We start from the raw sequence: 26,378 nt of genomic DNA, 5'->3' as shown, positions 1-26,378 counted from the left end.
CGCCTACCAAGTGACTCGTTTGATCGATAACCCGACCATAGGAATCAAACCCAGTGATTTGCCCCCAGACCATGGCCGGGCCGATCCGCTTATCAGGAGCCAGCATGTGTATTCACAGCCATGGACAGGTTAGTGTTCAACCACCCCACCTTGTCAGAGCAGATCTCTCGCTGTCCGAGCAGGATTGCTTCCTTGAATTTGAGTACTGCGGGGAAATCCCCTGCAAGGGCACCGTCATCATGGGGGTAGAAATGGCCATTGGAAACCGCGGGGACGTCCGGCACTGCTGTGTCGAGTTCATGGACGGCGCGTCGGCAGGGACACTGACATACGATTTTCGTGAGCATTGGCAGGTGAACCATGGCGTAGAAGTATCAGCAACGAGGGCCAACACTGTGCGGGGGCGTTTTCCGTCTTGGTCCTTTCGGGGTCGGACGCCCGATGTGCCTCTCTCTGCGTTCTTTATCCACAACGGGGCGACGACGGACTGCGGCGTATTCGTGTCCGAAGGCATGCCAACGGCTGGTAAAGGATCACGCGGTTTCCACTTGGAGGCCTGCTGATCGCAACGACGCAAGCATCTGAGGGTCGATGCCGCTGTCGGTGATAATGAGGTCGACATCGGCGAGATCCGCATGTTTGCAGTTACTGACCTTCCCGAACTTACTGTGGTCGGCCAGTAGTATGCGGCGGCGGGCGCTGGCGTGCATGAGCCGTTTCACGGCGGCTTCAGCTGCGTCCTGGGTAGTGAGGCCCCGATCGAGGGAGACGGCTGTTGTACCGAGGAAAGCTATGTCGACATTGATGTCAGCTAGTGCCCGGGCTGCCCAGTCATCTACCTCAGCGTAGGTGACTGGCCGGATGCGGCCGCCAAGGGTGTATACGGTTAGCAAGGGGGCATCCATGAGAGCGATAGCTATTGAGAGCGTGTTGGTGTAGATCCTCAGAGCACGGTCCCGCGGCAGGATTTCGGCCAGCTTTGCTGTCGTGGATCCACCGTCGATGAGGACCGAGCCGTTGTCGGGCAGGTGCTGGAGGGCGGCCCGAGCGATGTGCGACTTTTCCTCGGAGAGGGCGGTTCTCGCTGCCAAGGGAGGTTCGTACGTGAGGCGTCCGACGGGGATCGCTCCGCCGTGCACGCGGCGAAGCAACCCGAGTTGCTCCAGGGCGACCAAGTCTTTGCGGACCGTTTCGTTCGTTACCCCAAGTTCTAGAGCGATGGCCGCGGCATCAGCACGACCATTTGACCGGAGAGTAGCCAGGATGAATTCTCTTCTTTGGTCAGCATATGGAACGCGCGTGTCCGGACGTCCGGTCGTCTGTTCTGCAGCTGGGGTCATGGCTACCTCCGATAGAGCGGCCTAGTTGGCGTGCTGATTTCTCCTAACGGTGTCACGAAATCCCCCTGATAAGAATCTGGAGTAGGAGATGGTGTGGCAAGGCTGGCTGTCACAGTAGGGCGCGGGAATGCGAGGATCCCCGTCGAGGTAGAGGCTTGATGCAACGCTGAAGGATTCCTGCTCCCGGCCGCAGACTGGTTAACGTGCCGCCGGGAGTCTTCGCTCATACAGTCGGTAGCCTGGGCCTTCGGTCAGTAGGTGTCAGTGCGTGCGTTCAATGGTCTGCCCATAAGGCACGTTCGTATCCAGTGCTGCGGTGTACCTGGTTGCGCTGTGGCGCGTCAGGAGGATCCCGGTTCGTGCCTGGACGGCGGATTCGATCAGCTTCGTTACTGCCTCATCCAAGTGTTGCTGGAGGCTGTCAGCTCGGGTTGCAGTGATGTGGATGATGTGGGGTTCTGTGATTTTTTCGCTCATCGTGTCCTCATCCGGCCTCGTCGCCACGGGGTGTTAGGTGTTGGCGCCGGAGTGCCTCCGCCAAATCCCGGGTGGGGATAGGCGGAGGCATTCATGGTGTGGCTATTTCGGCAGTTATCCCAGTTCGCCTGATCCGGCACGGGCCAGCGGGGTCAGTTCGTCCCACAGGTCGGCGGGAACGTCCCACTCGGCGAGTTTTGCGGTCTGGCCGACGCGGCGGGGTTCGGACATCCCCACAATTGTCGACGCAACGCGCGGATCCCGAATAGAAAACTGCAGCGCCGCAGCAGCCAAGGGAACATCGTATGCCTTGCACAGCTGTTCCATTTTCCGGACCCGATCGATGATTGCCTTGCTGGCTGGGCGGTAGCAGTAGCTGGGGACCGCGTCCGGGCCTTTGACCAGCATGCCGCCGCCGAAGGGGGCGGCATTGACAAATGCCACGCCGCGGGCAGCGGCCTCCTGAATTAGCGGTTCGGCGGTCTGGTCCACGAGGGTGTAGCGGTTGTGGCTGATGACGACGTCGAAGGCATCGGTGGCCAGGTATTTCAGTTCGAGGTCGATGGGGCCGCCAGCGACACCCAGGTGCTTGATAACGCCCTGATTCTTCAGATCCGTAAGGGCCTCAAGGGGGCCTCCGGGGGCCGTTCCTTCCTCGAAGGTGATCTTTTCGGGGTCGTGGAAATAGACTAGCTGCAGTTTGTCCAGTCCCAGCCGTTCGAGGCTTTCCTCGACGGACTTACGCACCCGGTCCCCGGAAAAGTCCGTGGTGCCGACGATGGGGTCTACCTTGGTGGCCAGGACGATATTCGCCGGCAGTCCGCCGGCGTCTTTGATGGCTTCGCCGATCCGGCGCTCACTATCGCCGCCGTGCCCGTATTCGTTGGATGTGTCGATGAAGTTGAATGGTCCGTCGAAGACGCTGCGGATGGTCTGTACGGCTGTCTCGTGGCTGACTTCATAGCCGTACTGGGTGGGGTGGCTGCCCAGGGCACTTGTTCCCACACAGACTGGGGAGACGGATAGCCCGGTGCGTCCCAGGATGCGCTTCTGCATATTTGTCGTTCCTTTGAATCGGGTGTACGTGGTTGGTTTCAGGTCGTTGAATTTCATGAGCCGGTGTTAGTTGCTGTCCTGAGGGACGTGTTGGTTCGGGACGGCCTGCCATGGTTGCGGCGTGGAGTTGATGCTCCCTCCAAATTCAGCTGCTTCATGAATGAGGAGGGAGAGATAGTGGTCCTGGCAGGCGTCTGCCAAGGAGTAGCCACGGTGGCGATTATCCGGGGTCGTATTGCTCAGGCAAGTCGCCATGGCGATCTCCTCGTCGGAGAGCCGTGCGCCGCGGAACGAGTTCACGTAAAGTATCTCGCCTGCGGCGCTGAGGCTGTCGAGGTCGGCGCCTTCAAGGTTGCCGTCGAGGCCTAGCTGGCGGCGTTCGATGGTCGCGCTGACCGGGTCTCCGCCGTCGTTCAACCACGTGATCCGGTTGCCTGTGAGTTCAGCATGGCTGCCCCGGAGTTGGAAATGACGTCCGCGGAGGGGGTTGAACCACTGGTTCTCGGTGAAGTCGTAAAGGCCTGTTTTCGCGCCGGCACTCAGGATCGCAAGCGTTACCTGAACATTCTCGAGTTTCGAGCTATCAGGCTTGCCTTGGCGGTCCGGGCCACTCATGAGCGGGGCCTGTTGGGATGTCGCCAGGATGCGTACGCAGTCGTATCCGAGGGACAGTACAGACCGCAGTATGGCAACGGCATGGTAGTCGTGGGTCCAGGACACAGCCGCGGAGTTAACCTCCCCGAACTTTCCTGAGTCAAGCAGGCACCGGACTGCCTGGAAGAATGGAAGATAAGGGTGCTGCTCTGCGACCTGTACCAGCCCGGTGAATCCCACATCATGCCACAGCGCGAGCATTGCGGGGACGTCTGCTGCTGGCGGTGTTTCCGAAAGGACGGGAACGTTCAAGCTAACGAGCGCGCGGATGACATCCGGGTTAGCCGTCCGGGGGACGCAGGTAACGGCAAGGTCAGGTCCCGCCGCGCTTACAGCGTGTTCGATGGTACGGAAGGTCGCTATACCCCATCGCTGTTCCGTCTCCTTGCCGGCCTCTCCCGTACGCGTGACGGCACCGACGCAGGTAAAGAGGTGCGGAAGGCTTCGGGCGATCCGAAGGTAGAAATCCGCCCGCCATCCCCTGCCGACGATGATGAAGCGGAGCGGTCCGCGGCCAGCCTCATTCATGCGCCGGGTACCAGCACGGCGCGGCCCTGCGATTGGCCGTGCTTGAGCCGCCGCAGAGCCTGGTTGGCCTCGCTGAGGGGAAAGTCTTCGTGGACTGCATGAAGTTTGCCGTCGACCGCCAGACCCAGCACGTCCACCATGTCCTGACGGGTTCCCAGTACCGTTCCCACGACAGTTTTTTCATCGCCAATATCCATAGCACCCACGGACTGCGAAACACCGAGGACTACTCTGCCACCGGGTCTGATGACACGCAGTGCTTCGGCCACGGCCCGGTCCGAGGGGGCGAAGACAATGGCGGCGTCCTGGGATCCGTCCCGAAGCGCCACACCCCCTTCGCTTCCGGCAGGCGCGTAGGCTCCCTCCGCACCCAGTTGTTCCGCCAGGGCACGAGCCCTGGAGCTGCGGGAAACGGCGCTGACGCGGGCGCCTGTTAGCCCTGCCATCTGCAGTGCCAGATGGCCAACGCCGCCGACACCGAACACAGCCACGTTTTGGCCGGGGCGTAGAAGTGCCTTTTTCAAAGCGCCGTAGGCAGTGATGCCAGGGCACAGCAACGGCGCTGCTTCGGTATCGGTCAGGGAATCGGGGATCCTGCACGCGAAGTCAGCCTTTGCCAGCATGACCTCGGCGTACCCGCCGTCGCGTGTTTCGCCGGTGATTTGGCGTTGCCGGCAGCGCTGCTCATGACCACTGATGCAGTGTTCGCAGCGGCCGCATGTCGACCAGATGGGCTGGACACCGATCCTGTCGCCCACCGTAAGATTGGTGACCCCGGGACCGACTGCCTTCACACGGCCAACTACCTCATGGCCGGGGATGATGGGCAGCTCGGCGGGGGTGCCGGGCAGCCAATCACCCTCGACCATGTGCAGGTTGGACCGACAGACCCCGCAGGCGAGCACGCTGATTGCGATTTCACCGGTTCCGGGCACGGGTTCGGGGACCTCGCTGTAGTGCAGCGGATGGTTCTCGATGGGTCCAGGGGCGCGGAGGACGGCGGCGTACATGCGTCTGCCTTTCGGGTTTTGCAGGTCTTGGTGAGGGGTTTGCGGGCGTCCGGCCCGGCCATGGGCCGGACGCCCGCAGTGGTGTCCCTTCGCAGGGACAGTGGGTTAGTTACTCGAGGGGGCGGTGAGAAGTCCGCGGTCCATGAGCTTCTGGATGTTCATGCCGCGACGCTTCGCTTCACGGGCCAGCCAGCCTTCGGCGGGCAGATCGCTGAGGTACTGGTTCTTTTCGTAGATGGGCTGTTCGTAGATGCCGGCGTACATCTCGGTGCGCAGGTCCTTGAACCAGTTGGTGACGCCGTTGGCGGCCCGGGAGCGGCGCAGCGCCTCCAAGTCGACGACGGTGCTCACGAAGGAGTCACCGCCGCTGACGCCCTCGTTCTTCACCAGCACCCGGCCCTTGTGGTCAACGATCATGGACTGGCCACCGAAGAGGTCGAACAGGCTACCGTCGTCGTTGCGCTGCGGACCAAGGTTCGGGGCGATTACGACGGCCTGGTTGAACATGGCATGGGCACGGTTCTGCAGTTCCCACATTCCCATGCCGACCTGCGGTTCGATCAGGGTGCCGCGGATGATGAGTTCTGCACCGTTCATGGCCAGCCCGCGGGAGGTCTCCGGGTATGCGCCCTCGTGGCAGATGATGTAGCCGATGTTGCCGATCTCGGTCTTGGCAACCGGGAAGAAAGCATCCAGGAGGTTGCCGTTGCCCCGCTTCTGAATGAACTCATCCCAGATGTCGTGGGGGTTGGTGGTGCCAAGGGCCCCGCCTTCATACGCGTCCGAGGTGGACTTGTAACGCTTGTAGATAACGTCACCGTTGGGGTCGATAATGAAGGCAACGTTGAAGAGGTGGCCGGGGAAGTCATCATCGCGGACCAGGTAGAGCTCAGCGGCGATGTAAGTATTGAGCTGGCGGGCCTTTTGGCCGAGGATTTCAGTCTCCGGGCCGGGGATGGTCATAGCGAAAGCCTCGTGGGCTTCGCGATTGCCGGCCTTGAAGTCCGGCAACATGCCCTGGATGGCCATTTCCGGCAGAACAACGAGCTTGACGGGGGCGCCATCAGTGGCTGCGACCATGACGGCCGGGTCCATAAAGTCACAGATCCGCTTGGTGTTCTCGATGGCGTCTTCGCGCTTCTTGATGGTGTGGACGGTGTTGGACAATGCCACGACGGCATACGGGTCAACCATTTTGTTGTTTCTCTTTCTTTTATCGCGACGCCGCCCGGGGTTTCAGGCAGCGGTTGTTCTTTCGGGTGGTTCGGGAAGCGAGTGTGGCCGATCAGACCTTGTCGAGGATCCGATCGGCGCTGAGATACGCCAGCGCCTGCAGGGTCTGGGTCGGGTTGTAACCGGACAGCGTGGGGAACTGGCCGCCGCCTACGACGTACAGGCCCTTGCATTCGTGGGATTCGCCATATATGTCGACGACGGAATCGGACGGGTTCTCGCCCATCCGGTGCGTTCCCACCTCGTGGGTGGACAGGTGGTAGGCCGGGGGTGTGGGTTCGGACCAGAACTGGGTAGCGCCCATTTCCTCGGCGATGGAACGTTTGACCTTCTCGAAGTACTTCAGGGCGGCCAGATCATGTTCGGACCAGTCGTGGGTGATACGCAGCGCGGGCTGTCCGAACTTGTCCTTCACCACCGGGTCAAGGTCGCAGTAGTACTTCTTGGACGGGAAGCTGGGCACCTGGTTGTGGATGCCCATCAGGCGACGGTAGTTCTCGGAGAACCAGTCCTTGAAGTCCTGGCCCCAGCGGCGCATTCCGGGCGGAAGATTGTGGGCGGCCTCAATGGGCTGAAGGTCGCCGGGAATGCTGGTAAGGACGGATCCCCACAGCACGCCTTCGTCGTTGTCCGGGACGCCGTCGCAATTCAGGTCGTCCACGACGCTGGCCGCGACCAGGGGTGCCATGAAGGGGTTGCTGAACTCCGGCAGGACAAGGCTGCACCAGCCGAAGCTGTGCGTCATGAAGTTCCGGCCCACCTGTCCGTTGGCGTTGATGCCGGAGGCGAGCAGCAGGCGGCTATTCTCGAGGGCGTAGCAGGCCACCACCACGAGGTTGGAGCGCACCCTGTGGACGTTGCCGTCAGCATCGAAGTAGGAAACTCCGGTGATCCGGCGCCCGGAGGGGTCGCGGTCCAGCCTAAAGGCCCGTGAGTTGGAGCGGATTTCCAGGTTGCCTGTCTGTAGGGCAACCTCAACGGACGTGATGCGGCTGGACTGCTTGGCGTTGACGTGGCAGAGAAAGCCGTGGCAGAAACCGCAGTATTCGCATCCCTTGAGCGACTTGTAGTCTATCGAAGCCACTGCCGCCGGCTGCTGGAAGGGGCGGTAGCCGAGGCGCTGGCATGCTGCCTTAAACCGGTCATCGGCTGGCGCGGTGCGCAGCGGAGGCATCGGGAAACCCCGCTCCCGCGGGGATTCATAGGGATTGCCCTTTGGGTTTGGGCCCCCCTTGACGTTGCCCGCCTGTCCTGAGACTCCGAGTTCCCATTCGACGCGGTCGTAGTAGGGTTCAAGGTCGTCGTAGCCGATCGGCCAGTCGACCATGGTGGAGTCCGCATCCAAGGCATCGGGTCCGAACCGTTCCTCGATCAGTGTCTTCATACGGAAGTCCGCGTCGCGGTGGCGCCAGGAGGCGCCGCCCCAGTGCAGAGTTCCGCCACCGGGACCTATGGAGGGCGGCAGGTGCAGTGGTTCGCTGTTTCCGCGTACCCCAGCGGCCCAGGGGAGCAGCCGTGCGGTGGACTTACCGTCAGGCCGCCAGGTGACGGGATCGGTTGCCAGCTGAGGGACGAGTGAGCCGCGGGAGTAGTACTTCACTTCGTCCTGCTTGAAGGTGAATTCCTCGGAGGTGTGCACAGGGCCTTTGTCCAGAGCCAGCACCCGGATGCCGGCCTTGGTCAGCTGTTCGGCGATGATCCCGCCGGATGCTCCCAGGCCAACGACGATGGCCTCTGCAGTTTCAGTCATCTGCTCGCTTCAACTCTCTGCGTAGATCTTCAAGGGTTTTGATGGGGATGGTTTTGGAATCGAAGCCGGCCCGCATTTGTTCGGCGTCGTAGCCCCACTGTGCTCCGGGGAAGCCGACGAGTTGCCAGCCCAGTGCCTCGTGGTTACCGCCGTACTGGGGGTCGCAGAACATGCCTTGAATAGTGTGTTCCCAGACGAGGGCGAAGAAGGTGGCCAGGAGGCTCTCATTTTCGGGGCCTTCCGGGGCTGTGCTTGCTTCTATGCGTTCGAGCACCTCGTCTTGGCGTTCTTCGGGCAGCTCGGCGAACCGTTGGCCGTATTGCTCGGAAGTGAGCGCATTCAGGGCCTCCACTCCATCCCGGTAGCAGAGGCGCAAGGCCTCGTCCTCGTCGGCGGTGGTCTTGTCGATGTAGGTGATGACCCGGGTTTCCCGGGCACCGGGCTTTCCGTCGCTGCTGGGAAAGATCCGTGCGCTTATGGCGTCCACGGTTTGGGCTTCGGTTTCCGTGAGGAACAGCCAAGGTACTGTTGTCGTTTCGCTAGTGGCGGGCATCCGCTTCCTCCTTATCGATTGCAGGTGCAGCGCCGACCGGTGTCTCCTTGTGCGTAGGTTTGCCCGTGTAGCGCTGCTGGATGAGAAGTTTTCGCAGGGCACCGGGCAGTTTGTTGCCTACCCCGCTGGTAAACAGGACGGCCAGCAAGATCACGGCCCCTTTGACGATCAGTTGGGGCTGGGCCTGGATGCCCAGCAGGTCCATGATGTTCAGGATTACCGCGATGATCAGGCCTCCCAGGACGGCGCTGACAGGGTCACCGGTACCGCCGAAGAGGGATGCCCCGCCGACCACGACCGCGGCAATTGCGTTGAGCTCGTAGCCCTCACCGATGATGGCGCTGCCCTCGGTGAGCTGCGCGGCGATCATCACCCCGCCCAGGCCGGCCAGAAGGGAGGAAAGGCAGTAGGCGCCAATGATGTCCCGTTTGATCGGGAGTCCGGAGAGCCTGGCTGCTTCCGCGTTGCCGCCCAGCGCGAAAAGCCTGCGCCCGAAACGGGTCTGGGCCATAACCACAGCGAAGACAATGGTCACGAGCAGGGCGATCATAACCGGTGCAGGCATGGGACCGGCGTTGCCTGTGAAAGCTGCGAGGAAACCTTGGTCCTCGATGGCTACCTGCCTGCCCGTCTGGAGCATGTAGGCCACGCCGCGGGCGATGCTCATCATCGCCAGCGTCACGATAAATGGGGTGATACCGCCGTAGACAATCATCAGACCGTTGAAGATCCCGATTAGTCCCGCCGTCAGCAGAGCGAGCAGGAGGGCGACCGGCCACGGCGTGCCTTGCTGAAGGGCGAGTCCGGCTATCACGGACGATACTGCGGCGACGGCCCCTACCGAGAGGTCGATGCCGCCGGTGACGATCACGAGGTACTGTCCGACGGCGAGGACGGATACTACAGAAGCCGTGATGAGCACCGAGATGAGGTTCCGTGAGGTCATGAAGTGCTGTGAGAGGGCGCTGCCGACGAGAAGGACGATGGCGCCCACGGCCAGCAGGTATCCCTTGGATCCGAGCGAGGCGGTGAACGAGCGGAGCGAACTAAGGACGGACGGCAGGCTAGGGAACAGCCCTTGCGTCCGCCGCGCGGGGGTGGTGTTGGTTGCCACGGGTTTGAACTCCATTGTTGTGATTTCGGGACGGTCAGTTGAAGCGCTCGAGGATTGCGGATTCTCCGCACTGCTCGATTTCGCTGCGGCTCACGGCGCCAACAGTCCGGCCCCGGCTGAGGATGAGCACCCGGTCGCACATCAGGGCCTCATCGATTTCAGAAGTAATCAGGATGATGCTGCCACCCTGGTCGGCGAAGGAGCGGATGAGCTCGTAGATCTCAAGTTTTGCCCCAACATCCACGCCACGGGTGGGTTCGACGATGATCAGCGTGCTGACCTCGCTGACCAGCCACTTCGCGAGAGCAACTTTTTGCTGATTGCCGCCGCTGAGGTTTCCTACCGCTTCACCGACGTGTGCCGTCTTGATGGCAAGGGCCTCACGCATGCCTACCGCTGCCTTGTGTTCTTTGGCTTTGTTCAGGAAGGACCCGGGCGAGAACTGCGGCAGGGAGGCCATGGTGATGTTCCGTGTGATGGACATTGTCAGGATCAGTCCCTGGGTCTTGCGTTCCTCGGGGAGAAGGCCGATACCCAGGGCGATCGAGTGGGCGGGATCCTGCCGGCGCCGCTGCCGCCCGTTAACCAGAAACTGGTCGTGCCGGGACTTGTCAGCTCCGAACAGGGCGGCGGCAAGCTGGCTTTGGCCGTTACCGGACAGTCCTGCTATGCCGAGCACCTCTCCCTTGTGAAGGTCCAAGTCAACCCCGTGCAGGTTGTGGCCATCGCGGAGGCCACGGACCGACAGGGCCACCTCGCCTTCGGTCCGGCCGGTGCCCAGCCTGGGCATGTCTCCGGGCCCCACCTGAAGCTTCGCTGACCGGTCAGGGCTGACCCCGCCGAGCATTGACTGCAAGATGGCATCGTGCTGCCTCTCGTCGCCGTCGTGGAGGGCCACGCGGCGGCCGTCGCGGAAGACGGAGATTCTGTCACAGATCGTGTACATCTCGTCGAAGTGGTGCGAGATGTAGATGATGGCCAGTCCCAACTTCTTGAGCTGGTTGAGCAGGTCAAACAGTTGGTTCACATCGTGCCGCGGCAAAGTGGCTGTGGGTTCGTCCAGGATCAGCACCCGGGCGTCCCGGGTGAGGGCCTTGGCGATTTCAACGGCCTGGCGGTGCGCGATCGGCAGCGATGACACAGTGGCGCGGACATCGATGTCGAATCCGAGGCGCACCAGCTGTTCGCGTGCCTGGGTACGGACTTTGGACCAGTGGATGGTGCCGACGGCGGTGCGAGGCAGCTCTCCGACGTAGATGTTTTCCGCCACAGAGAGGTGCGGGACCAGGCTGAGTTCCTGGTGCACGGTCATGATCTGTGCCCGCTGGGCCGCCTGGGGTGTATCCAGCGTGACGGCATTACCGTCGATGAGGACTTCGCCGGTATCAGGCTTCTCCACTCCTGAGAGGATTCTCACCAGGGTGGACTTTCCGGCTCCGTTCTGTCCGGCGATGCCATGGATTTCTCCGGGCATGACCTCCAGATCGATGCCCGCGAGGGCCTGGGTTCCAGGGTATGCCTTGGACACTCCAGATACCGCGATCAGTGGGCGCAGGTCGAGCCCAGCGGGTGCAGTCATGATGGTCCCGCTTACTCGGCGCCGGCGAAGGCGAGGTTGTCCCTGATGTACTGGTTGGCGTTCTCTGGGGTTACGGCCAGAGGAGGCAGTATCCGCGTTGCCGGGGAGCCCCCGCACTTGCCGGTGGGAGTGCCGGTTACCGCGGCGATGGCTTCGTCCACAGCGTAGGCGGCCTGCAGTGCCGGCTGGTTGAGCCCATCCGCGACCACGGGGGAGGACGGATCCTGGGCCATCGCCTTGATGACTTCCATGCCGCCGTCAAAACCGGCAAGGATGACGTCGGTTTTGCCGTTCGGATCCATGCGTCCTGCGCCCTTGAGTGCCTCGATCACCGCGGGCATCACGACGTCGGTCTGGTTGAACACGACGTCGACGTCGGGGTTTCCAGAGAGTACGTTGCGCATGGCAGTCAGTGTCTTGTCGGGCAACGCTTCGCCGTAGTTGTTGGGGATCCGCTTAGTTTGCACCGTCGGGTGCTGCTCCATGTATTTGTTCCAGCCGGCCATGAAGCCGTTCTCACGGCTTTCGGTGACCAGTTCCTGTGGGAACAGGGCCTGAATGTAGAGGTTGATGGTCGAGTTTTCGCCCTTCTTGGCAATGGCGGCGGCTGCGGCTTTAGCTCCGACCAGCTCGGCCGTCGCTTCGCCGTCGTCGTGGACGTTGCAGGCCACTTTTTTGGCGAGTTCCTCTGAGACACGGTCGTTGACGACGATGACCGGGATGCCGGCAGCCTTGGCGGCATCTATACCGCCAGCGACATTTCGGTCGCCCACCGGCTCGATGATGATCGCCTTGGCGCCCTTGTTGATGAAGGTCCTCATCTGTTGGATCTGGGTCTGCGCGCTGCCTTGGGCGTCCACGGCCTCCATGGTCCAGCCCTTGGCGGTTCCGGATTTGACGGCGCCGTCGGACATGGTACTTAGCCAGGAGTTTCCGGCGATAAACCGCATGGAAATGCCGATCAGTCCTTTGTCCTCTGAAGACGTGGTGGCAGGTGCGGAACCACCGCAGGCTGTGAGGCCGATAAGGGTGGCAGCAGAGAGAGACGAGATAAGTGCGAGCCGCGCTGTTCGCTTGGTAACCATGGTTCTCCTTCGAAAATGGGTTGCGTGTAGCCAGACTTGGGCCTTGGGACCCGAGGCTGTGGTAAGTGGCGGGCGGGGGAGCGGGCCTAGACCTTGCTTCCTGCCGAAAGACCTGCTGCGGTGCAGGGCTCCTTGAGGGCTAGGTTCCGGTCGAGATCGTCGCTGATATCCACTCGTGTATGTGGCGCACGGCCGCGGTACAGAGTGCCCTCGTGTTGGACGGCAGCAGCCGCCCACGCCAAGCCTTCCCGGAGGGCATGGCGTCCATTCGCGCCGCCGGCGAGGAAGCCGGCCAGCAGTGCGTCCCCGGCGCCTACGGCGCTGACGACGCGGTCCACCCGTGCCTGACCGAAATAGCAGCCGGAATCGTCGAGGAGGATTGCTCCGTCTGATCCAAGGCTCGCCAGGACGGCACGGGCTCCCCGGTGTCGAAGTTCTTGAGCGGCGTCAACGACGTCGCCCAAGGTCTCCAACGTCCGTCCGGTGAGTTCCGCGAGCTCACTGGCATTGGGCTTGACCAGGTCAGGCCTAAACGGAAGGATGCTCCGCAAGGGTTCCCCTGAAGTGTCGACGGCAACGTGGGCGGTTCGTCCGTGTGCCCCTTCAACCAGATCGATGTACAGCCGCTCCACCGCTCCGTCCGGCAGCGTCCCGCAAAGGACTAACCAATCATCAACGCCGATCTGCTCCAAGGCATCCCGGATCAGGGCAGCGGCCTCCGCATCGCTCAAGCTGGGGCCAACCTCGTTGATCTTGGTAACAGTCGCATCAGGTTCCACCAGGCTCACATTGCTACGGATTTCCTGCGCGATCGGCACCGCGACGTGTGGGACGCCGAGATCCGAGAGCATCCCGGTGATTTGCACCCCGGAGAAGCCGCCGACAGGCAGGACAGTGACAACGTCGACAGCGTTCGCATGCAGCGCGACAGCAACGTTGACCCCCTTGCCGCTGGGCTCGCTGTAACTCCGGGGACTGCGGACAACGTGCCCGTGGCGCAGGTGCTCAACGCACATTGTTCGATCAAGGCTGGGATTGGGCGAAACCGTCACGATCATGCCAGTTCCACCTCCACTCCTGCCGCCTTGACGGCCTTGAGCTCACGGCCGTCAAGGTTGGAGTCTGTGATGATGAGATCGATGTCGGCAAGGTCGGCGTGTTTGCAGTTGCTCACACACCCGAATTTGCTGCGATCCGCCAGCAGGACTCGGCGCCGCGCACTTGCCAGCATCAACCTCTTCACCGCCGCTTCCGCGGGGTCGGGAGTGGTAAGCCCGCGGTCGACCGAGATGGCGTTCGCTCCGAGGAAGGCAACATCGACGTTGATCTCCGAAAGCGATCGGGATGCCCAGTCATCCACTTCGGCCTCCGTCAGGGGACGGACCCGCCCTCCGAGCGTGTGAACCGTCAGCAACGGCCTGCCCAGCAGGCTAGCGGCAATACTGAGCGTGTTCGTGTACACGGTCAACTCCTTGTCATGTGGAAACATCGCCGCCAGCCTGCCTGTGGTGGAACCTGCGTCGAGCAGCACCGAACCGCCGCTGGGCAGGTGCCGCAGCGCTGCCTTGGCGATACGGGTTTTTTCGTCAATGAAGTCTGTCCGCGCCGAGACGGCTGGTTCATAAGTCAGCCGTCCCACCGGTACTGCTCCGCCGTGGACCCGGCGCAGCAGGCCCAGCTGGTCCAGTGCCAAGAGGTCCTTGCGCACGGTTTCACCTGTGACACCAAGTTCCTCTGCAATCGCGGCCGCCTCGGCACGGCCATCTGTGCGGAGGCGCTCAAGGATGAGCGCGCGCCGCTGCTCCGGGAACGGGGCACGGAAATCGGAACGTGCTTCATTACGGTCAGGGAGTGGGTGCATTAGGAAACCCCTTCCGGCTGGAAGGCGCTCTCGGAGGTCCGTAAAAGGCTGGGGCTGGAGGGAAAATCTGCAATGGATCCGTAAAGGCCTGCAGCGAGGCCTCCGAAAAGGGCAGCCCCGCGTGCGCCGGCTTCTTGGGCCGGTGACACCGTCAGGGCACCGAACACTTTCTCCTTGCTCTGCAGGAGCGCCGTGCTGCGGGACCAGCCTCCGGTCACCACCATCCGGGACGGCCTGCCTGCCGCACGGGTCATCAGGGAGTGTATGTCTACGGCCTGCCCAGTTATGGCGTCCAAGGCTGCCCGCCAGATGTCTGCCGGGCTTGTTGCGCCAGTGGCACCGTGGAGGGTCAGTTCCTGCCTGGCGTTGATCGTCGCATGGAGCGGGCTGCCGCCGGATGGCCCGGCTTCAAGGCTCGCGATGTCGGTGCTCTCGAGACCGAGCATTATCAACGCGTTCCGGAGTACCAGCCCGGCCTGTGTGCCGCCGAGCAGTGTCCACTTGCCGTCGAAGACGGACCAGCCTGCAGTAATTCCGGAAGACGTCAGCTCGAGCAGGGTCTGTTCGGAAAGAGCTGGTTCAATGATGCGCACCAGCGCTTCGGCAGTTCCGCAGGAGTCCAAGACATCGCCGGCAAGGTAGGCGCCCGCTCCTGCGACAGCTGCCTGGTGGTCATGGCCGGCCACGGTGATGGCCGCCCCGGTGAGGCGGTCTATCCCTGCCTTGGCGCTCACGGCACCAAGGTTGGTCCCCGCCAGCACCAGTTCTGGCATGAGTTTCCGGCTGGCCCCTGACCATTCCAGGGTTTCGTTCCACCAGTTGCGGGAAGCGAGGTCCATCCAACCGGTACGAGAGGCTAGGGAGAGCTCGGAGACGGGTGCCCCTCCAAGTGCAAAGGCCGCCCACTCCGCAACGTTGAGGCGCATGGTCGCACGCCGGGTCTCCGGTACGTGGGTGAGGAGCCACCGGTGTTTGGTCAGGGACCACTGTTCGCGCATGGGAAGACCGGTGCGGACTGAAAAGACGTCTTCGGACATGGCTTCCCGCAGGCTTTCCAACTCAGCCAGGTCCCGCTGGTCATGCCAGGCGATGACCGGCCCCAGAGCTTTGCCGTCCGGACCGGTCAGCACACCCGATTCCCCCATGCTGGTGATGCCAACAGATCCAACGGCACCGTCCGGTGCCACGGCCAGGGCATCGGACAAGGCTGAGACCGCGGCCTCGAAAAGCTCGGAAGCGTCCAGCTGAACCCCGCGAGTCGAACGAGACCAGGGAGTCGCAGCGCGTCCTTCGGCAAGGGCAGCGCCGTGCTCATCAAAGACCACGGCTTTGATCGCCGTCGTGCCGATGTCGAGTCCTACGAGAAGCACCGTTGCATCCTGCCTGTTGGTTGATTGGAAGATATTGGATATTGTTGTGTTTCATTGGACATGTTGTCAAGCTCACACTTTCAAGCCGCAATTCAAGGGGTTGCGGTCCAACTAAAAGCAACTGGAGGGGACATGGCATTGGCACACACGGGGGAGCTCATTGGCGACGCGGCCAGGAACGGCGTCGGTCTTGCAGCCTTCAACGTCATCAGCCTTGAGCATGGGGAAGCCATCATTGAGGCTGCAGAAGATACGGGCCTGCCCGCGGTGCTGCAGATCAGTGAGAACTGCATCCGGTTCCATGGCGGCCGGCTTGCCCCGCTGCTAAGTGGGCTTGCGGTGCTGGCGGAGTCCTCCCCCGCGCGGGTGTCCCTGCACTTGGATCACATCGAGGACGAAGAGATCCTTGCGCAAGCAGCCTCAAGTGCAATCACGTCAGTTATGGTTGACGCGTCGCGGCTGGGTTACGCCGACAACGTCGCGGCCACACGAAAGGCTGCCCACTGGGCCCATGTCAAGGGATGGCACGTGGAAGCAGAACTCGGAGAAATTGGCGGAAAAGATGGTGCGCACGCCCCGGGAGTGCGCACGGATCCCTGCGAGGCAGCCGGTTTCGCCGCGTCGACAGGCGTCGACTCACTCGCGGTCGCCGTCGGCAGCTCCCACGCCATGACGTCGCGGACAGCGCGGCTGGACCACGAACTTATCGCCCGAATCAAGGCAGAAGTGCCTGTGCCGCTCGTACTTCATGGTTCTTCAGGGGTGCCGGATGATGAACTAGCCCTGGCGGTGTCGTCAGGGATGGTGAAGATTAATTTGGGTACCATCCTCAACATCGCATTCACGGACGCGGTACGCTCCGCGCTGGAAGCCACGGATCTAGTGGATCCCCGCCGTTACCTTGCGCCTGCGCGTCGGGAGACGGCGAAGGTCGCAAGCCGTTTGTTGCGCGTCGTTTCCGCGCGCCGGACCGTCGTCCTATGAATCCGCCCGAATACAGAATTTCTTCTTCCGGATACAGTGCTGCAATCGTCCTCAAGGGGGCAGCTGTTCGCATGCTCACACATCACGGCCGTGATCTGATCGTTCCGTTCGCTCCCGGCGAACCAATGCCGGACTACCGGGGCGCCATCGTTGCGCCCTGGCCCAACCGCATTCCGGACGGACACTACAGCTTCGGTGGGCTTGAACGGAAAGTGCCGATAAACGAACCTTCCAAGGCGGCCGCCCTGCACGGCTTAGTGTCACATATTCCCTGGTCGCTTCATCACCATGACGAGTCAAGCATCCGCCTGTCGCACATCCTTCGTCCGTCCGAAGGATATCCTTTCGAGTTGCGGCTCGAAGTCAACTACACGGTGGACGAAGCAGGTTTTCATACCACGATCACTGCCACCAACACCGGCGAGCACACTGCGCCTTACGGGGCGTGTCCGCACCCATATCTGATAGCCGGCCCCTCGCCCTTGGACGCCTGGCATCTGGAGCTCCATGCATCAACTTTCCTGGACGTCACGCCCGACAGGCTCATTCCGATACAGCGCAAAGCAGTAGATAGTACAGCGCTGGATTTCCGCCGTTCCCGGCCGTTGGGAGGAACGGCAATCGACCATGCCTTCACCGACATCCCAACCACCGCTGCCGGCCGCCGAGGGATAACGCTCTGGGATCCATCCGGTAAAGGCGTTGCAATGAGCTGGGGAGACGCTTGCCCGTGGGTTCAGATTCACACCGCGGACCACATCATCCCGGAAAGGCACCGGATTGGTCTGGCAGTGGAACCAATGACCTGCCCTCCTAATGCGTTCAATTCAGGGGAGGATCTCGTCATTCTGCTCCCGGCAATGACCCACAGTGCGCAATGGAGCATTCATGCGCTGTGACAGAACGCTGAACCGTCATCATCGCTGCTGGGCAACAGCGCCAACAACAGTGAGGGGACGGCGATGACAGGCTCTACTTTGGGAAGCCAAAACGAAGCTGACCAAAAGCCTCCGCGTCCCAACCAAGACTGGACTGAGATCCGCACAAAAACAACTGTGGAGGTCCGCCACTCGTCCGGCTATTCCTACCAGGCCATTGTGGATGAAAAATCGCCGGATTCCAGCGTGGTTTGGGTACTCAGCACTGACGGACACGGACGAAAAATGTACTGCAACTGGGATGGAGTCGAATTACGGAATGCCGCAGCGTTCAACGAGTCCACCAGAAGGGAACACATTGACGTCTAATGCGCTTTCGTCACACACTCCCGGAAATTGTCAACCACCGGGTTTTAGGACCCAACTGTTGCGGACATACAGCGGTATCAAACGATTACGAACGGACTAAGGCGGTAAGTTCTTATGAACGGAACAAATAGTCAGCAACTTTCAGGCAAGACTGCCTTCATCACGGGAGCCAGCGGCGGGATTGGTGCGGCCGTGGCCGGCGCCCTATCCAGATCGGGAGTTGCTGTGTCCATGGTGTCACGGTCGGGAATGGGTCCTGCACTTCCTAACAGCTTGACCTTGACGGCCGACGTCCGGGACCGGGAGGCGATGAAGAGCGCCACCGAGAGGACGGCGGAGCACTTTGGAGGCATCGACATCGTCGTAGCCAACGCAGGCGTCGGTTCATGGGCGCACTTCATTGAGACCCCCGACAGCGACGTTGAGGAAATGACCGATGTCAACGTGACGGGTCTCTTCAATACTGTGACCGCTACGTTTCCTTACCTGAAGGACAAAGGCGCAGGAGACATCATTACCGTTGCATCCGAAGCCGGTCGTCGTGGACTGCCGGATGAAGCCGTATATGTTGCCACGAAGTTCGCTCAAGTCGGATTCACGCGTTCATTGGACCACGAACTCAGGGGTAGTGATATCCGGTGCACCAATATCTGCCCGGGCGCAGTCGCGAGTAACTTTGGCATGGGACGAGGCCTACGCCTCCCTGGTATGCCCGAACTGGAAAACATGATGACCCCTGACGACGTGGCCGATGTAGTCTTGTTCGCGCTCTCCCGGCCGCGGCACATGAGGATCCTCGAAGTGGCCTTCCGTCACATGTCAGAGCAATCGTGGGGATAACAAGGCCACGAGCAAAAACGCTCAGCAGCCATGCGGCAGCAACTTGTTTCCCCACGCGGGTGATGATCAATCCTGTGACGGGAGATCATTGATCAGAAGGAACTTGCCGAGCTGTTGCTTGCTCAGGCCAAGGAACAGGGCATGAGCCTAATAGCTCCGGGCGGCCTGATGGAAGCCGGTTGGGGTAGGGGTGGTCGACGTTACGTTTTGCGGGTATATGGGCGTCTTGGAACAAGACTCAAGTTCCGATGACAGGCGAATTCAAGCTGGTTGGGCGCCCCGACGACAGCTTGGGGTGTACATCTAGTTGAGGAACGCGAGTGGCGCAGGAGCCGTGCAGGGACCTGCGACTAAGATTTCTGGACCGCCGACTCTAAGCACTGGCTTGCCTAAACCTGTTCAGGAGTGGCCATGGAACTGAAGAGGTAAGAAAGTCGCATCGTGATTATCGATCTCGCCAGCCACGGGCAACAGGCCCGGGTTAGCTGGATTGGCCGAGGCTGACGACGAGGTTGATGGCGACGGCGACGACGAAGGTGGCGAAGAAGTAGGAGAGCAGGGCGTGCCCCAGGGCGATCCTGCGGGAGGGAGTGGATGATTCGTTCACGTTGCTTGCGTTGTATGCCATGCCGATGGAGAACGCTGCGTAGGTGAAGTCGCTATATGAGGGGTCCTCGTCCTGGTTGAAGCGAAAGTGGTGGTGGTCGTTGTGGTAGTATATCCGGGCGTATTTGAAGGCGTAGACAGTGTTGACGAGAGCCCAGGCGAGCACTACGCCGAGAGCTGACAGGAGCGCTGCGGCCACGCCGATGAAGTCCTTTTGTTGGCTGCGGATTAATGCGAAGACGACAGCGACGAGACTGACGAAAGTTGCGACGATGATGAGGGTGTCAACGAGCCTCCGGGATCTGCCTTCATGGCGGGCGAGTTCACCCGTAGCCTCCGGACCAGCCGGACAAGCCTTTGTCCATGACCAGATTAGGAAGACGCAGCCGACGACAGACCATCCGATCAAGGGCGCGAGTTCGGGAGCGCCGAGCAGCGCCGGAACGAGAACGACAACGAGGCCGCTGATGGCTGACACCAAGGCCTTGTGATCAATGTGTGACATTGCAGAAGCTGCCCTCCAGACTGGATTGACCGTGACGGGCCGATAGTCCGCTGTTTGGGTTAGCGAGGATCTCAGCATCACGGAATGGCCCCCGGAACCATGACTTGTGTTCAGGGTTGAGCGGGGGGATGGTTGCTGGTTGTCTGCGCGCTGATTCTGGTAGTGCGCTGGCGAGGTGTCCGGGCTGTTCCTGAATCCTGAGCCCTTGCCCCCGAGTCGGTGCCCTGGATCGGGCAGTTCTGCAGGACATTACCCGCCCAGCGACTCCAGTCGCGGTGCCCACTTCGCGTGGGTCACCGCGGCAGGAGCTGCGGCGCGCTTCGCTGCTGTTACCGTTTGTTTTCCGTCTTTGCCGCGGAGCGGTTGTCAGTGTGTATGCGCTTCTTTCGCAGGGTCTTATAGGCCGCCGCTGTGAGCCCGACGGCCGCCATCACCCAGGGCCCGGCCACGATGATGGGGTCCATCCATCGATGGTTGACGTCCGCGCGGTTTTGCGCGGTGCGTGAGCTCAAGCCACCCCGGCGGAACTCGCTGACTACCCCGGTTTCGGTCATGGGGTTGTCGGGATGCCGGGTGGCAAGGGATTTCAGGTGGTGTTCCCCTGCGTCTACCCGGTCGGCGGCGATGAGCAGGAGCCAGTGCGCGGCCCGGCCTTCGCTGTACTTGTAGGCGTATTTTCGGATGGCACCCGACAGGCCGGCGGGCGGTGTCGAGGTTCCGAAGACTGGGGGTAGGAAAGCGTGTTCGATGGATCGTTCGCGTGGCCATTTCTCCGGTTGGCGTTCGGGGAAGTCCCAGCGTGCGCCGGTTTCGATGCCGGGTTGTTCGCGGGGGTAGGAGGGTCGGTCGGCGGGGTCGAGGTCCGCGCCCCACCCGGGGATTCGGGCCCGCAGTTCTTCTGCGGACTTCGACGGGACGCGCTTGTTGGGGATATAGGGTGTGGCTGTCTCAGTCATGATGGGGTGTCCCTTCAGGAATGGCCGGCGACAACGAGCGGCTTGATGATGTTGTCCAGTTTGGCGGAGAACATGTGGTATCCCTCTGCGATGTGTTCAAGCGGAATGCGGTGGGTCACGATGTCGCTTGGTTTCAGGTACCCGTTTCGGATGTGCTCGAAGAGGCGTGGCCATTGGCGTTTGACCGGGCATTGGTTCATCCGCAGTGTCAGGCCCTTGTTCATCGCGTCGCCGAATTTCACGGCGCTGAAGATGGGCCCGTACGCGCCCACGACAGATACCGTGCCGCCTTTGCGGACCGAGTCGATGGCCCAGTTCAGCGCGACGGGGGAGCCGCCCTGCAGCTTGAGCTTCGACGCGGTGACGTGTTGGAGGAAGTTGCCGTCCGCTTCTGCCCCGACGGCGTCGATGACGACGTCGGCACCCAGGTAGTCGGTTTCCTTCTTGAGGTGGACCACAATGTCGCCGTACTCGGCGAAGTTGAGTGTCTCGGCGTGGGCGAAGCTGCGTGCCTTCTCCAGCCGGTATTCCAGGTGGTCCACCACGATCACCCGTCCTGCCCCCATGAGCCAGGAGGACTTGGCCGCGAACAGGCCTACCGGGCCGGCGCCGAACACCACCACGGTGTCGCCTTCGGCAATGTCGCCGAGCTGGGCGCCGAAGTAGCCGGTGGGGCAGGCGTCGGTGAGCAGTACCGCGTCCTCTTCGTCCATCCATTCCGGGATCTTCGAGGGCCCCACATCAGCAAAGGGGACGCGCACGAATTCCGCTTGGCCGCCGTCGTAACCGCCGCAGGTGTGGGAGTAGCCGTAAATGCCGCCCACCGCCGTCGCATTGGGGTTGACGTTGTGGCAGTTCGAATAAAGGCCGCGGGCGCAGAAGTAGCAGGAACCGCAGTAGACGTTGAACGGCACCATGACGCGGTCGCCCACCGCCAGGTTCTGCACGGAGGAGCCCACCTCGTGGACCGTGCCTACGAACTCGTGACCAAAGGTCATGCCAACCCGGGTGTCCGGCATCATGCCGTGGTAGAGGTGTAGATCGGAGCCGCAAATGGCGCCCCTGCTGACCTGGACGATCGCGTCGTTTGGATGTTCAGTCTTTGGAATGTCTTTTTCTTCGACCCGTACTTTGTACGGGCCGCGGTAAACCATTGCTTTCATCGATTCCAAGCCCCTTGCATTGGACGTTTCGACATGAACGTTCTCATCTCCGGCCTCTCAGGCCCCGGCGGGGTGGAGGACCACTTTGGTCCAGCCGTCTTCGCGGCTGTCGAAGTTGCGGTAGCCTTCGGGCGCCTCGTCCAGGGTCAGCTCGTGGCTGACAATGAAGGAGGGGCTGGCCTTTCCACCCGCGATGAGATCGCGGAGTGGACGGTTGTATTTCTTGACGGGACACTGGCCGGAGCCCATCGTCTGGCCTTTGAACCAGTAGTTTCCGTAGTCGAAAGCGACTTGGCCCTGCTTCTCCAGCTCGTCGGGGCCACCCGGATCTTGCGGCAGGAAGACGCCTACCACCCCGATGCCGCCCACAAAACGGACGGAGTCGACCAGCCGGTTCAGGGTTTGGTTGGGGTGTTCGTTGCCTTCAGGGTCGTGGGCCTGGTACCCAACGCATTCACATCCCCTGTCCGCGCCGAATCCCATGGTCTGGTCCTTGACGAATTCCACAGGATCGATTTCCGCATCATTCACCGGTATGGCACCGATCTGTTCGGCAAGCTTCAACCGGTCCTTCTGGCGGTCCACCACCATGACCTTGCCCGCGCCCTTGATGACGGCCGAGTACGCGGCCATGAGTCCGACAGGGCCGCCGCCATAGATGACCACAGAGTCGCCGGGGTACACGCCTGCCATCTCCGTGGCGTGCCAGCCCGTCGGGAAGATGTCCGCCAGCATGACGTAGTCGAGTTCTTTTTCCTCGGCGTCCTCGCCAAGCCGCAGGCAGTTGAAGTCGCCGTAAGGAACCCTGAGGTACTCGGCTTGTCCGCCCTGGTACGGGCCCATGTCTGCGAAGCCGTAGGCGGCGCCGGCGAGCTTTGGCTCAGGTTGCATGGTCAGGCAGTAGTTGGTGTAGCCGCGTTCGCAGTTCTTGCAGAATCCGCAGGCGATGTTGAATGGCAGGACCACGCGCTCACCTACTTTGACTTTGCTTACCGCGGCCCCAACCTCCACCACCTCCCCCAGGTTTTCGTGGCCGAAGGACCGTCCGGGCTCAAAGCTCGTCCGTCCCTCGTACATGTGGAGGTCCGAACCGCAGATGTTCGCCGAGGTGATTCTCACCAGCACGTCGGCGGGGTGCTCAATCTTGGCATCGGGGATCTCCTCGACGCTGACATCGTTTGGTCCTTTGTAAACTACTGCCTTCATTGTTCCGCTCTCTTCCTGTGCCACCCCCGGCAGCATGCACGGAGTTGCCCAAGGCGCAAGACAGCCAGGTGTACCGGCATGAGCCTGGCGGGAGTGGGTAATTTAGGACCCCTGCCCCACGAAAGAGCAGGCGGCCTGAGGTTATGAGGTTGTTGGCCGCCCGGGACAAACCCGGCCGACCGTATCCCTAGCGAAAAGTAGCTACCACGGCTTAATCGTAAGCATCCTTATAATGTATGTCGAGGGGGCGAGGGCACTGGGTGTCCCGCTGGCTGATTGATGTTCGATACGGGGGCGGCTGGCGTAGGGAGCGGGTGTATATCTGGTCGCCCACCTCCCGGTGGGTGAGGGTGCCGTTGGGATGCAAGCCGGTCTGGGATCGATTCCGCCGGGTCCCTCCGTCCGGTCCAGGCTGATGCCGCCTGCCCGTCCAGCCATCAGTCCAGTGGCAGTGGCGGTGGCGCAGAGGTGCCCCACGAGGATTACCGTTGCCATCCACCAAGCGCAGTGATCCGTTTATCCTTGGCTCATGTCGACTGATGACGAGAAGGATCCTCCGGTACCTGCGGACGTTGAGGGCAAGATCCCTAAAAGAGTGCACGACGCTCCTGATCCAGATGTCCCCGCTAACGACGACGGACAGGACGGATCGTAGGTGCTCAGTGGCCGATCCGTTCTCTGAGCTCGGCGGCATGGACCATGGGCAGCCCGGAATTGTCCTGTAACTCGCGCAGCGAGAGCCCGGTTGTCTCCCTGACGGCACGTCGCATGGCCTGAAGGTTCGTGAATCCGCTGACCTCTGCAATGTTCCCCAGCGATCGCTTCCAGGAGTTTGGTTCGGCAAGGAGTTCCAAAGCTTCTAAGGTTCTTAGCGCCCGTATGTATTTGTTCACCGGGAGGTCTTCGTCTTCGAAAAGGTAGTAGAGGGCCCTGCGGGAGAGGAATGCATACGCCACGATTTCGTCCACGTCCAGTGAAGGGTTCCTGAAATTCCGCCGAATGAACTTTTTGATTGCTGCGATGCGGGCCGGTTTAGTGTCTGCGTCGGCGACGGGTACTTCCAGCAATGAGCCTGTAAGGGCGGTCAGCAATGAGCGGAAAACCGGCTGCAGCCGCGACAACTCCCGTTCCAGGCCGGCACTTTGCCAGCCTGACATTGCTGGAAGGATGAGTGCGCTCACCAACGGGTGTTCCCTGATGTCCGCGAGGCTCTCCAGGCGCTTCATTGACCGGTCGTTCAAGCCCAGAAGGTCACGGTCGAAGTGGATCCGCATTGCACTAAGCCCAGCTGGTGCATGGAAACTTCCGGGGGACGAGTGGCCCATGAACCTCACGGTGCCAGGGGCGATCTCTTCGGAGCGACCGGAGAAGCTGAACCCGGCGCACGAACTCCGGAAATACAGCAACCAGCTCTGGGAAGTGGAAGGTGCACTCCAGTGGCAGGCAACCGGCTCATTGTTGACATCCACAAGGCTGAAGCCGGGACCCTCCAGGCTTACAGCAGTCGGATTGAAACCCGGGCGAATAAGCCGTTCCGTTTTCTCCAGCCGTGCCGGAGTGTCTATCGCGCTTCCATACCAACACCGCCAGTGTTCAAACTTCTCTTCAAGGCTCAATCCTGCCGGGACGCCGTAGTGCCGCAGCCCTCTCATGCGGTGCAGGGTTTCCGAACGCGGTTCTCTGGGGCGTGTAGCAGGCGGGGTGTTCATGAAGTGAAGGCCTTTTAACTGCCGGGCAGGCGTGGTTGAGCAGAATTCAATGCAGGGGCGGCATTTTCTGCGTTTGGGGGACACTCCAGTCTAGGTTCCCGGTAATAAGCTCATGTGCATCCGTGGCGGAGTTCAAGACAGTGGGACTCCCGAGCAGGAAACCCTGCCCTGCCGGGACACCAATCTCCCTTAGGGTGGCAAGTTCCCCTTCCCTCTCGATTCCTTCGGCAACCAAAATGGCTCCCGTGCTGGAAGAGAACCCGACCATGGCCACTCCGAAAGCCCTCTTCGCGTAATCGGTATCGATGCCGCCAATGATCCCCCGGTCAAGCTTGATGAAGTCCGGCTTGAGTTCGAGGACATGGCGCATGGAGGCGAAGCCCGCGCCAGTGTCATCGACAGCGATTCTCAGGCCGGCTGCTCTTACCCGCGCCAAAGAGGCACGGAGTGCATCGTAGTCCGTTATGCGGCTGTGCTCGGTAAGTTCCAGAACAACCCGTCGGGGCCTGACTCTGGCATTCCCAATCACCTCATCCAGCCGCGGGTCAAGGCACGACTGTGGCGAAAGATTCACGGAAACGTAGACATGCGGAGGCAGGACAGCAGCCGCGATGAGCGCTGCCTCCATTGCCCGAAACTCAAGTTCAACGACGCACCCTGCCAAGGAGGCCGTCTCGAACGACATCCCGGGGGATTGGCCTGGCCGCCCGGCGAACCGTGTGAGCGCTTCAACGCCTAAAACAAGACCGGTGTCCAGCGCACGGATCGGCTGGAACGCAGTGGACAGTGTCGAATGCATGGCTGCTACTTTCGGTGCACGGCAGGGAAATGTCCAACTGGCTGCACAGAGTGATGCAGTGGCTCAAAAGTTCTGCACACATTGATATCAACACCGACCAAACGGCTTCCGTGTCGAAGCTAGGCTTTCAATGTTCCCGTTCCGTCCGGCCGTCCCCCCCAACACGCGGGGCGGAATGGGGACTACAATGCGACGCACGCGCCCTCGGCGGCAGATACATCACCAGAAGGGGCACAGGCCTGGGGCAAGCGCCAGCCTCATCCGGCACATGCTCTCACCCACCGCAGTACACCCACCTCTCACCGGTCCGCCGGTCAGTCCAAGCGTGCCTGGACCCGACGGTCCTCACACCAATTGATCAGATGGTCGACGCAGAGACTCGGCTCCCGAGGCGGCGCTCTGACCTTGCAGTCCTTGCATCCCTGTCAGAATGGGGTGGAAACTCACCTTTACTGACAGGGGCCCACCCTGTCCTAAGATCCCATCCTGACAATCCTGACAATCCTGACGGCAGGAAACTCCCAAAAAAGTAGGCCACGGGGACATAAAGACTCCCGCCAATCTGCGCAACTGGGTCAGCAGACGCCTCGGGCAGTATGTTGCGACCGGGGACAGCCAGCAAGTCGTTCGAAAATCGCTCCGCGAACAAGAGTTTCCCCATCTCAGCAGCACGCAGCGTCAGGTTGGGGTGTAGATAATTAGATGATCCATTCGGCGCCGAATTACTTTAGCTTTCCTTTGAACTTCTTTGAC

Annotated in this window: 24 protein-coding genes; 4 read left to right on the top strand and 20 right to left on the bottom strand. The window is 61.5% G+C overall.

All coding sequences use genetic code 11. From position 1 onward, the window contains the following. Positions 1-533: 533 nt before the first annotated feature. The 14 genes from ACIPV6_RS10875 to ACIPV6_RS10810 form a co-directional block, all read right to left on the bottom strand. The gene (locus ACIPV6_RS10875; protein WP_400270890.1) at positions 534-1,340 is read right to left on the bottom strand and encodes a DeoR/GlpR family DNA-binding transcription regulator; all 807 of its coding nucleotides are present in this window, start codon (positions 1,338-1,340) and stop codon (positions 534-536) included. A 261-nt stretch (positions 1,341-1,601) separates the two neighbouring features. After that, positions 1,602-1,817 carry a hypothetical protein gene (locus tag ACIPV6_RS10870; protein WP_400270889.1) on the bottom strand — a complete coding sequence of 72 codons (216 nt, stop codon included), beginning with the start codon at positions 1,815-1,817 and terminating at the stop codon, positions 1,602-1,604. A 114-nt stretch (positions 1,818-1,931) separates the two neighbouring features. Then, a complete protein-coding gene (locus ACIPV6_RS10865) occupies positions 1,932-2,873 on the bottom strand; it encodes an aldo/keto reductase (protein WP_400270888.1) in 942 nt (313 codons plus the stop codon). Between the two features lie 66 nt (positions 2,874-2,939). Further along, positions 2,940-4,055 carry a Gfo/Idh/MocA family protein gene (locus tag ACIPV6_RS10860; protein ID WP_400270887.1) on the bottom strand — a complete coding sequence of 372 codons (1,116 nt, stop codon included), beginning with the start codon at positions 4,053-4,055 and terminating at the stop codon, positions 2,940-2,942. After that, positions 4,052-5,065: an alcohol dehydrogenase catalytic domain-containing protein gene (locus ACIPV6_RS10855; protein WP_400270886.1), complete on the bottom strand. Its 1,014-nt coding sequence runs from the start codon at positions 5,063-5,065 to the stop codon at positions 4,052-4,054. The genes ACIPV6_RS10860 and ACIPV6_RS10855 overlap by 4 nt, the downstream gene beginning before the upstream one ends. A gap of 105 nt (positions 5,066-5,170) precedes the next feature. Further along, positions 5,171-6,259 (bottom strand): nitrilase-related carbon-nitrogen hydrolase, encoded by a 1,089-nt coding sequence (locus tag ACIPV6_RS10850; protein ID WP_400270885.1) that lies wholly within the window; start codon positions 6,257-6,259, stop codon positions 5,171-5,173. 91 nt (positions 6,260-6,350) lie between these two features. Continuing rightward, a complete protein-coding gene (locus ACIPV6_RS10845; protein ID WP_400270884.1) occupies positions 6,351-8,048 on the bottom strand; it encodes a GMC family oxidoreductase in 1,698 nt (565 codons plus the stop codon). Then, positions 8,041-8,601 carry a gluconate 2-dehydrogenase subunit 3 family protein gene (locus ACIPV6_RS10840; protein ID WP_400270883.1) on the bottom strand — a complete coding sequence of 187 codons (561 nt, stop codon included), beginning with the start codon at positions 8,599-8,601 and terminating at the stop codon, positions 8,041-8,043. Before ACIPV6_RS10840 ends, ACIPV6_RS10845 begins: the two co-directional genes overlap by 8 nt. Next, the gene (locus ACIPV6_RS10835; protein ID WP_400270882.1) at positions 8,588-9,715 is read right to left on the bottom strand and encodes an ABC transporter permease; all 1,128 of its coding nucleotides are present in this window, start codon (positions 9,713-9,715) and stop codon (positions 8,588-8,590) included. The genes ACIPV6_RS10840 and ACIPV6_RS10835 overlap by 14 nt, the downstream gene beginning before the upstream one ends. Positions 9,716-9,749: 34 nt before the next feature. Continuing rightward, positions 9,750-11,294: a sugar ABC transporter ATP-binding protein gene (locus ACIPV6_RS10830; protein WP_400270881.1), complete on the bottom strand. Its 1,545-nt coding sequence runs from the start codon at positions 11,292-11,294 to the stop codon at positions 9,750-9,752. A gap of 11 nt (positions 11,295-11,305) precedes the next feature. Beyond that, on the bottom strand, positions 11,306-12,379 hold the full coding sequence (locus ACIPV6_RS10825; protein WP_400270880.1) for a sugar ABC transporter substrate-binding protein: 1,074 nt from the start codon (positions 12,377-12,379) through the stop codon (positions 11,306-11,308). Between the two features lie 86 nt (positions 12,380-12,465). Further along, positions 12,466-13,437, bottom strand: coding sequence for a 1-phosphofructokinase family hexose kinase (locus ACIPV6_RS10820; RefSeq protein ID WP_400270879.1), 972 nt, complete (start codon positions 13,435-13,437; stop codon positions 12,466-12,468). Next, the gene (locus ACIPV6_RS10815) at positions 13,434-14,240 is read right to left on the bottom strand and encodes a DeoR/GlpR family DNA-binding transcription regulator (protein ID WP_400270878.1); all 807 of its coding nucleotides are present in this window, start codon (positions 14,238-14,240) and stop codon (positions 13,434-13,436) included. The genes ACIPV6_RS10820 and ACIPV6_RS10815 overlap by 4 nt, the downstream gene beginning before the upstream one ends. Beyond that, positions 14,240-15,610, bottom strand: a complete 1,371-nt coding sequence (locus ACIPV6_RS10810) for an L-fuculokinase (protein ID WP_400270877.1) — start codon at positions 15,608-15,610, stop codon at positions 14,240-14,242. Before ACIPV6_RS10810 ends, ACIPV6_RS10815 begins: the two co-directional genes overlap by 1 nt. 132 nt (positions 15,611-15,742) lie before the next feature. On the opposite strand from ACIPV6_RS10810, the gene ACIPV6_RS10805 reads away from it, so the two are divergent. The 3 genes from ACIPV6_RS10805 to ACIPV6_RS10795 all read left to right on the top strand — a co-directional run bounded on the left by ACIPV6_RS10805 (position 15,743) and on the right by ACIPV6_RS10795 (position 18,681). Then, positions 15,743-16,594 carry a class II fructose-bisphosphate aldolase gene (locus ACIPV6_RS10805; RefSeq protein ID WP_400270876.1) on the top strand — a complete coding sequence of 284 codons (852 nt, stop codon included), beginning with the start codon at positions 15,743-15,745 and terminating at the stop codon, positions 16,592-16,594. Further along, positions 16,591-17,493, top strand: coding sequence for an aldose 1-epimerase family protein (locus ACIPV6_RS10800; protein ID WP_400270875.1), 903 nt, complete (start codon positions 16,591-16,593; stop codon positions 17,491-17,493). The genes ACIPV6_RS10805 and ACIPV6_RS10800 overlap by 4 nt, the downstream gene beginning before the upstream one ends. Positions 17,494-17,955: 462 nt before the next feature. Beyond that, a complete protein-coding gene (locus tag ACIPV6_RS10795; RefSeq protein ID WP_400270874.1) occupies positions 17,956-18,681 on the top strand; it encodes an SDR family oxidoreductase in 726 nt (241 codons plus the stop codon). Between the two features lie 481 nt (positions 18,682-19,162). Here the strand turns inward: ACIPV6_RS10795 and ACIPV6_RS10790 are convergent, their stop codons facing one another. From ACIPV6_RS10790 to ACIPV6_RS10775, 4 genes are all read right to left on the bottom strand, one after another. Next, on the bottom strand, positions 19,163-19,792 hold the full coding sequence (locus tag ACIPV6_RS10790) for a DUF1345 domain-containing protein (RefSeq protein WP_400270873.1): 630 nt from the start codon (positions 19,790-19,792) through the stop codon (positions 19,163-19,165). Between the two features lie 329 nt (positions 19,793-20,121). Beyond that, on the bottom strand, positions 20,122-20,748 hold the full coding sequence (locus ACIPV6_RS10785; protein WP_400270872.1) for a hypothetical protein: 627 nt from the start codon (positions 20,746-20,748) through the stop codon (positions 20,122-20,124). Positions 20,749-20,762: 14 nt separating this feature from the next. Then, positions 20,763-21,911, bottom strand: a complete 1,149-nt coding sequence (locus tag ACIPV6_RS10780; RefSeq protein ID WP_400270871.1) for a zinc-dependent alcohol dehydrogenase — start codon at positions 21,909-21,911, stop codon at positions 20,763-20,765. A gap of 57 nt (positions 21,912-21,968) precedes the next feature. Then, positions 21,969-23,117, bottom strand: coding sequence for a glutathione-independent formaldehyde dehydrogenase (locus ACIPV6_RS10775; RefSeq protein WP_400270870.1), 1,149 nt, complete (start codon positions 23,115-23,117; stop codon positions 21,969-21,971). Positions 23,118-23,646: 529 nt separating this feature from the next. Between ACIPV6_RS10775 and ACIPV6_RS10770 the strand changes: the two genes are divergently transcribed. Beyond that, entirely contained in the window at positions 23,647-23,772 is a 126-nt protein-coding gene (locus tag ACIPV6_RS10770) for a hypothetical protein (RefSeq protein WP_400270869.1), read from the top strand. 4 nt (positions 23,773-23,776) lie between these two features. Here ACIPV6_RS10770 and ACIPV6_RS10765 read toward each other — a convergent pair whose 3' ends face one another. Both ACIPV6_RS10765 and ACIPV6_RS10760 read right to left on the bottom strand, forming a co-directional pair. Next, a complete protein-coding gene (locus ACIPV6_RS10765) occupies positions 23,777-24,391 on the bottom strand; it encodes a helix-turn-helix domain-containing protein (RefSeq protein WP_400270868.1) in 615 nt (204 codons plus the stop codon). A 481-nt stretch (positions 24,392-24,872) separates the two neighbouring features. Further along, positions 24,873-25,625 (bottom strand): EAL domain-containing protein, encoded by a 753-nt coding sequence (locus ACIPV6_RS10760; RefSeq protein WP_400270867.1) that lies wholly within the window; start codon positions 25,623-25,625, stop codon positions 24,873-24,875. Positions 25,626-26,378 lie beyond the last annotated feature (753 nt).

The sequence above is a fragment of the Paenarthrobacter sp. NPDC089988 genome, from assembly GCF_044748465.1.
Lineage (GTDB): Bacteria > Actinomycetota > Actinomycetes > Actinomycetales > Micrococcaceae > Arthrobacter.
Note: the sequence above shows the minus strand (reverse complement) of the source record. Positions and strands in the feature narration are given on the sequence as shown.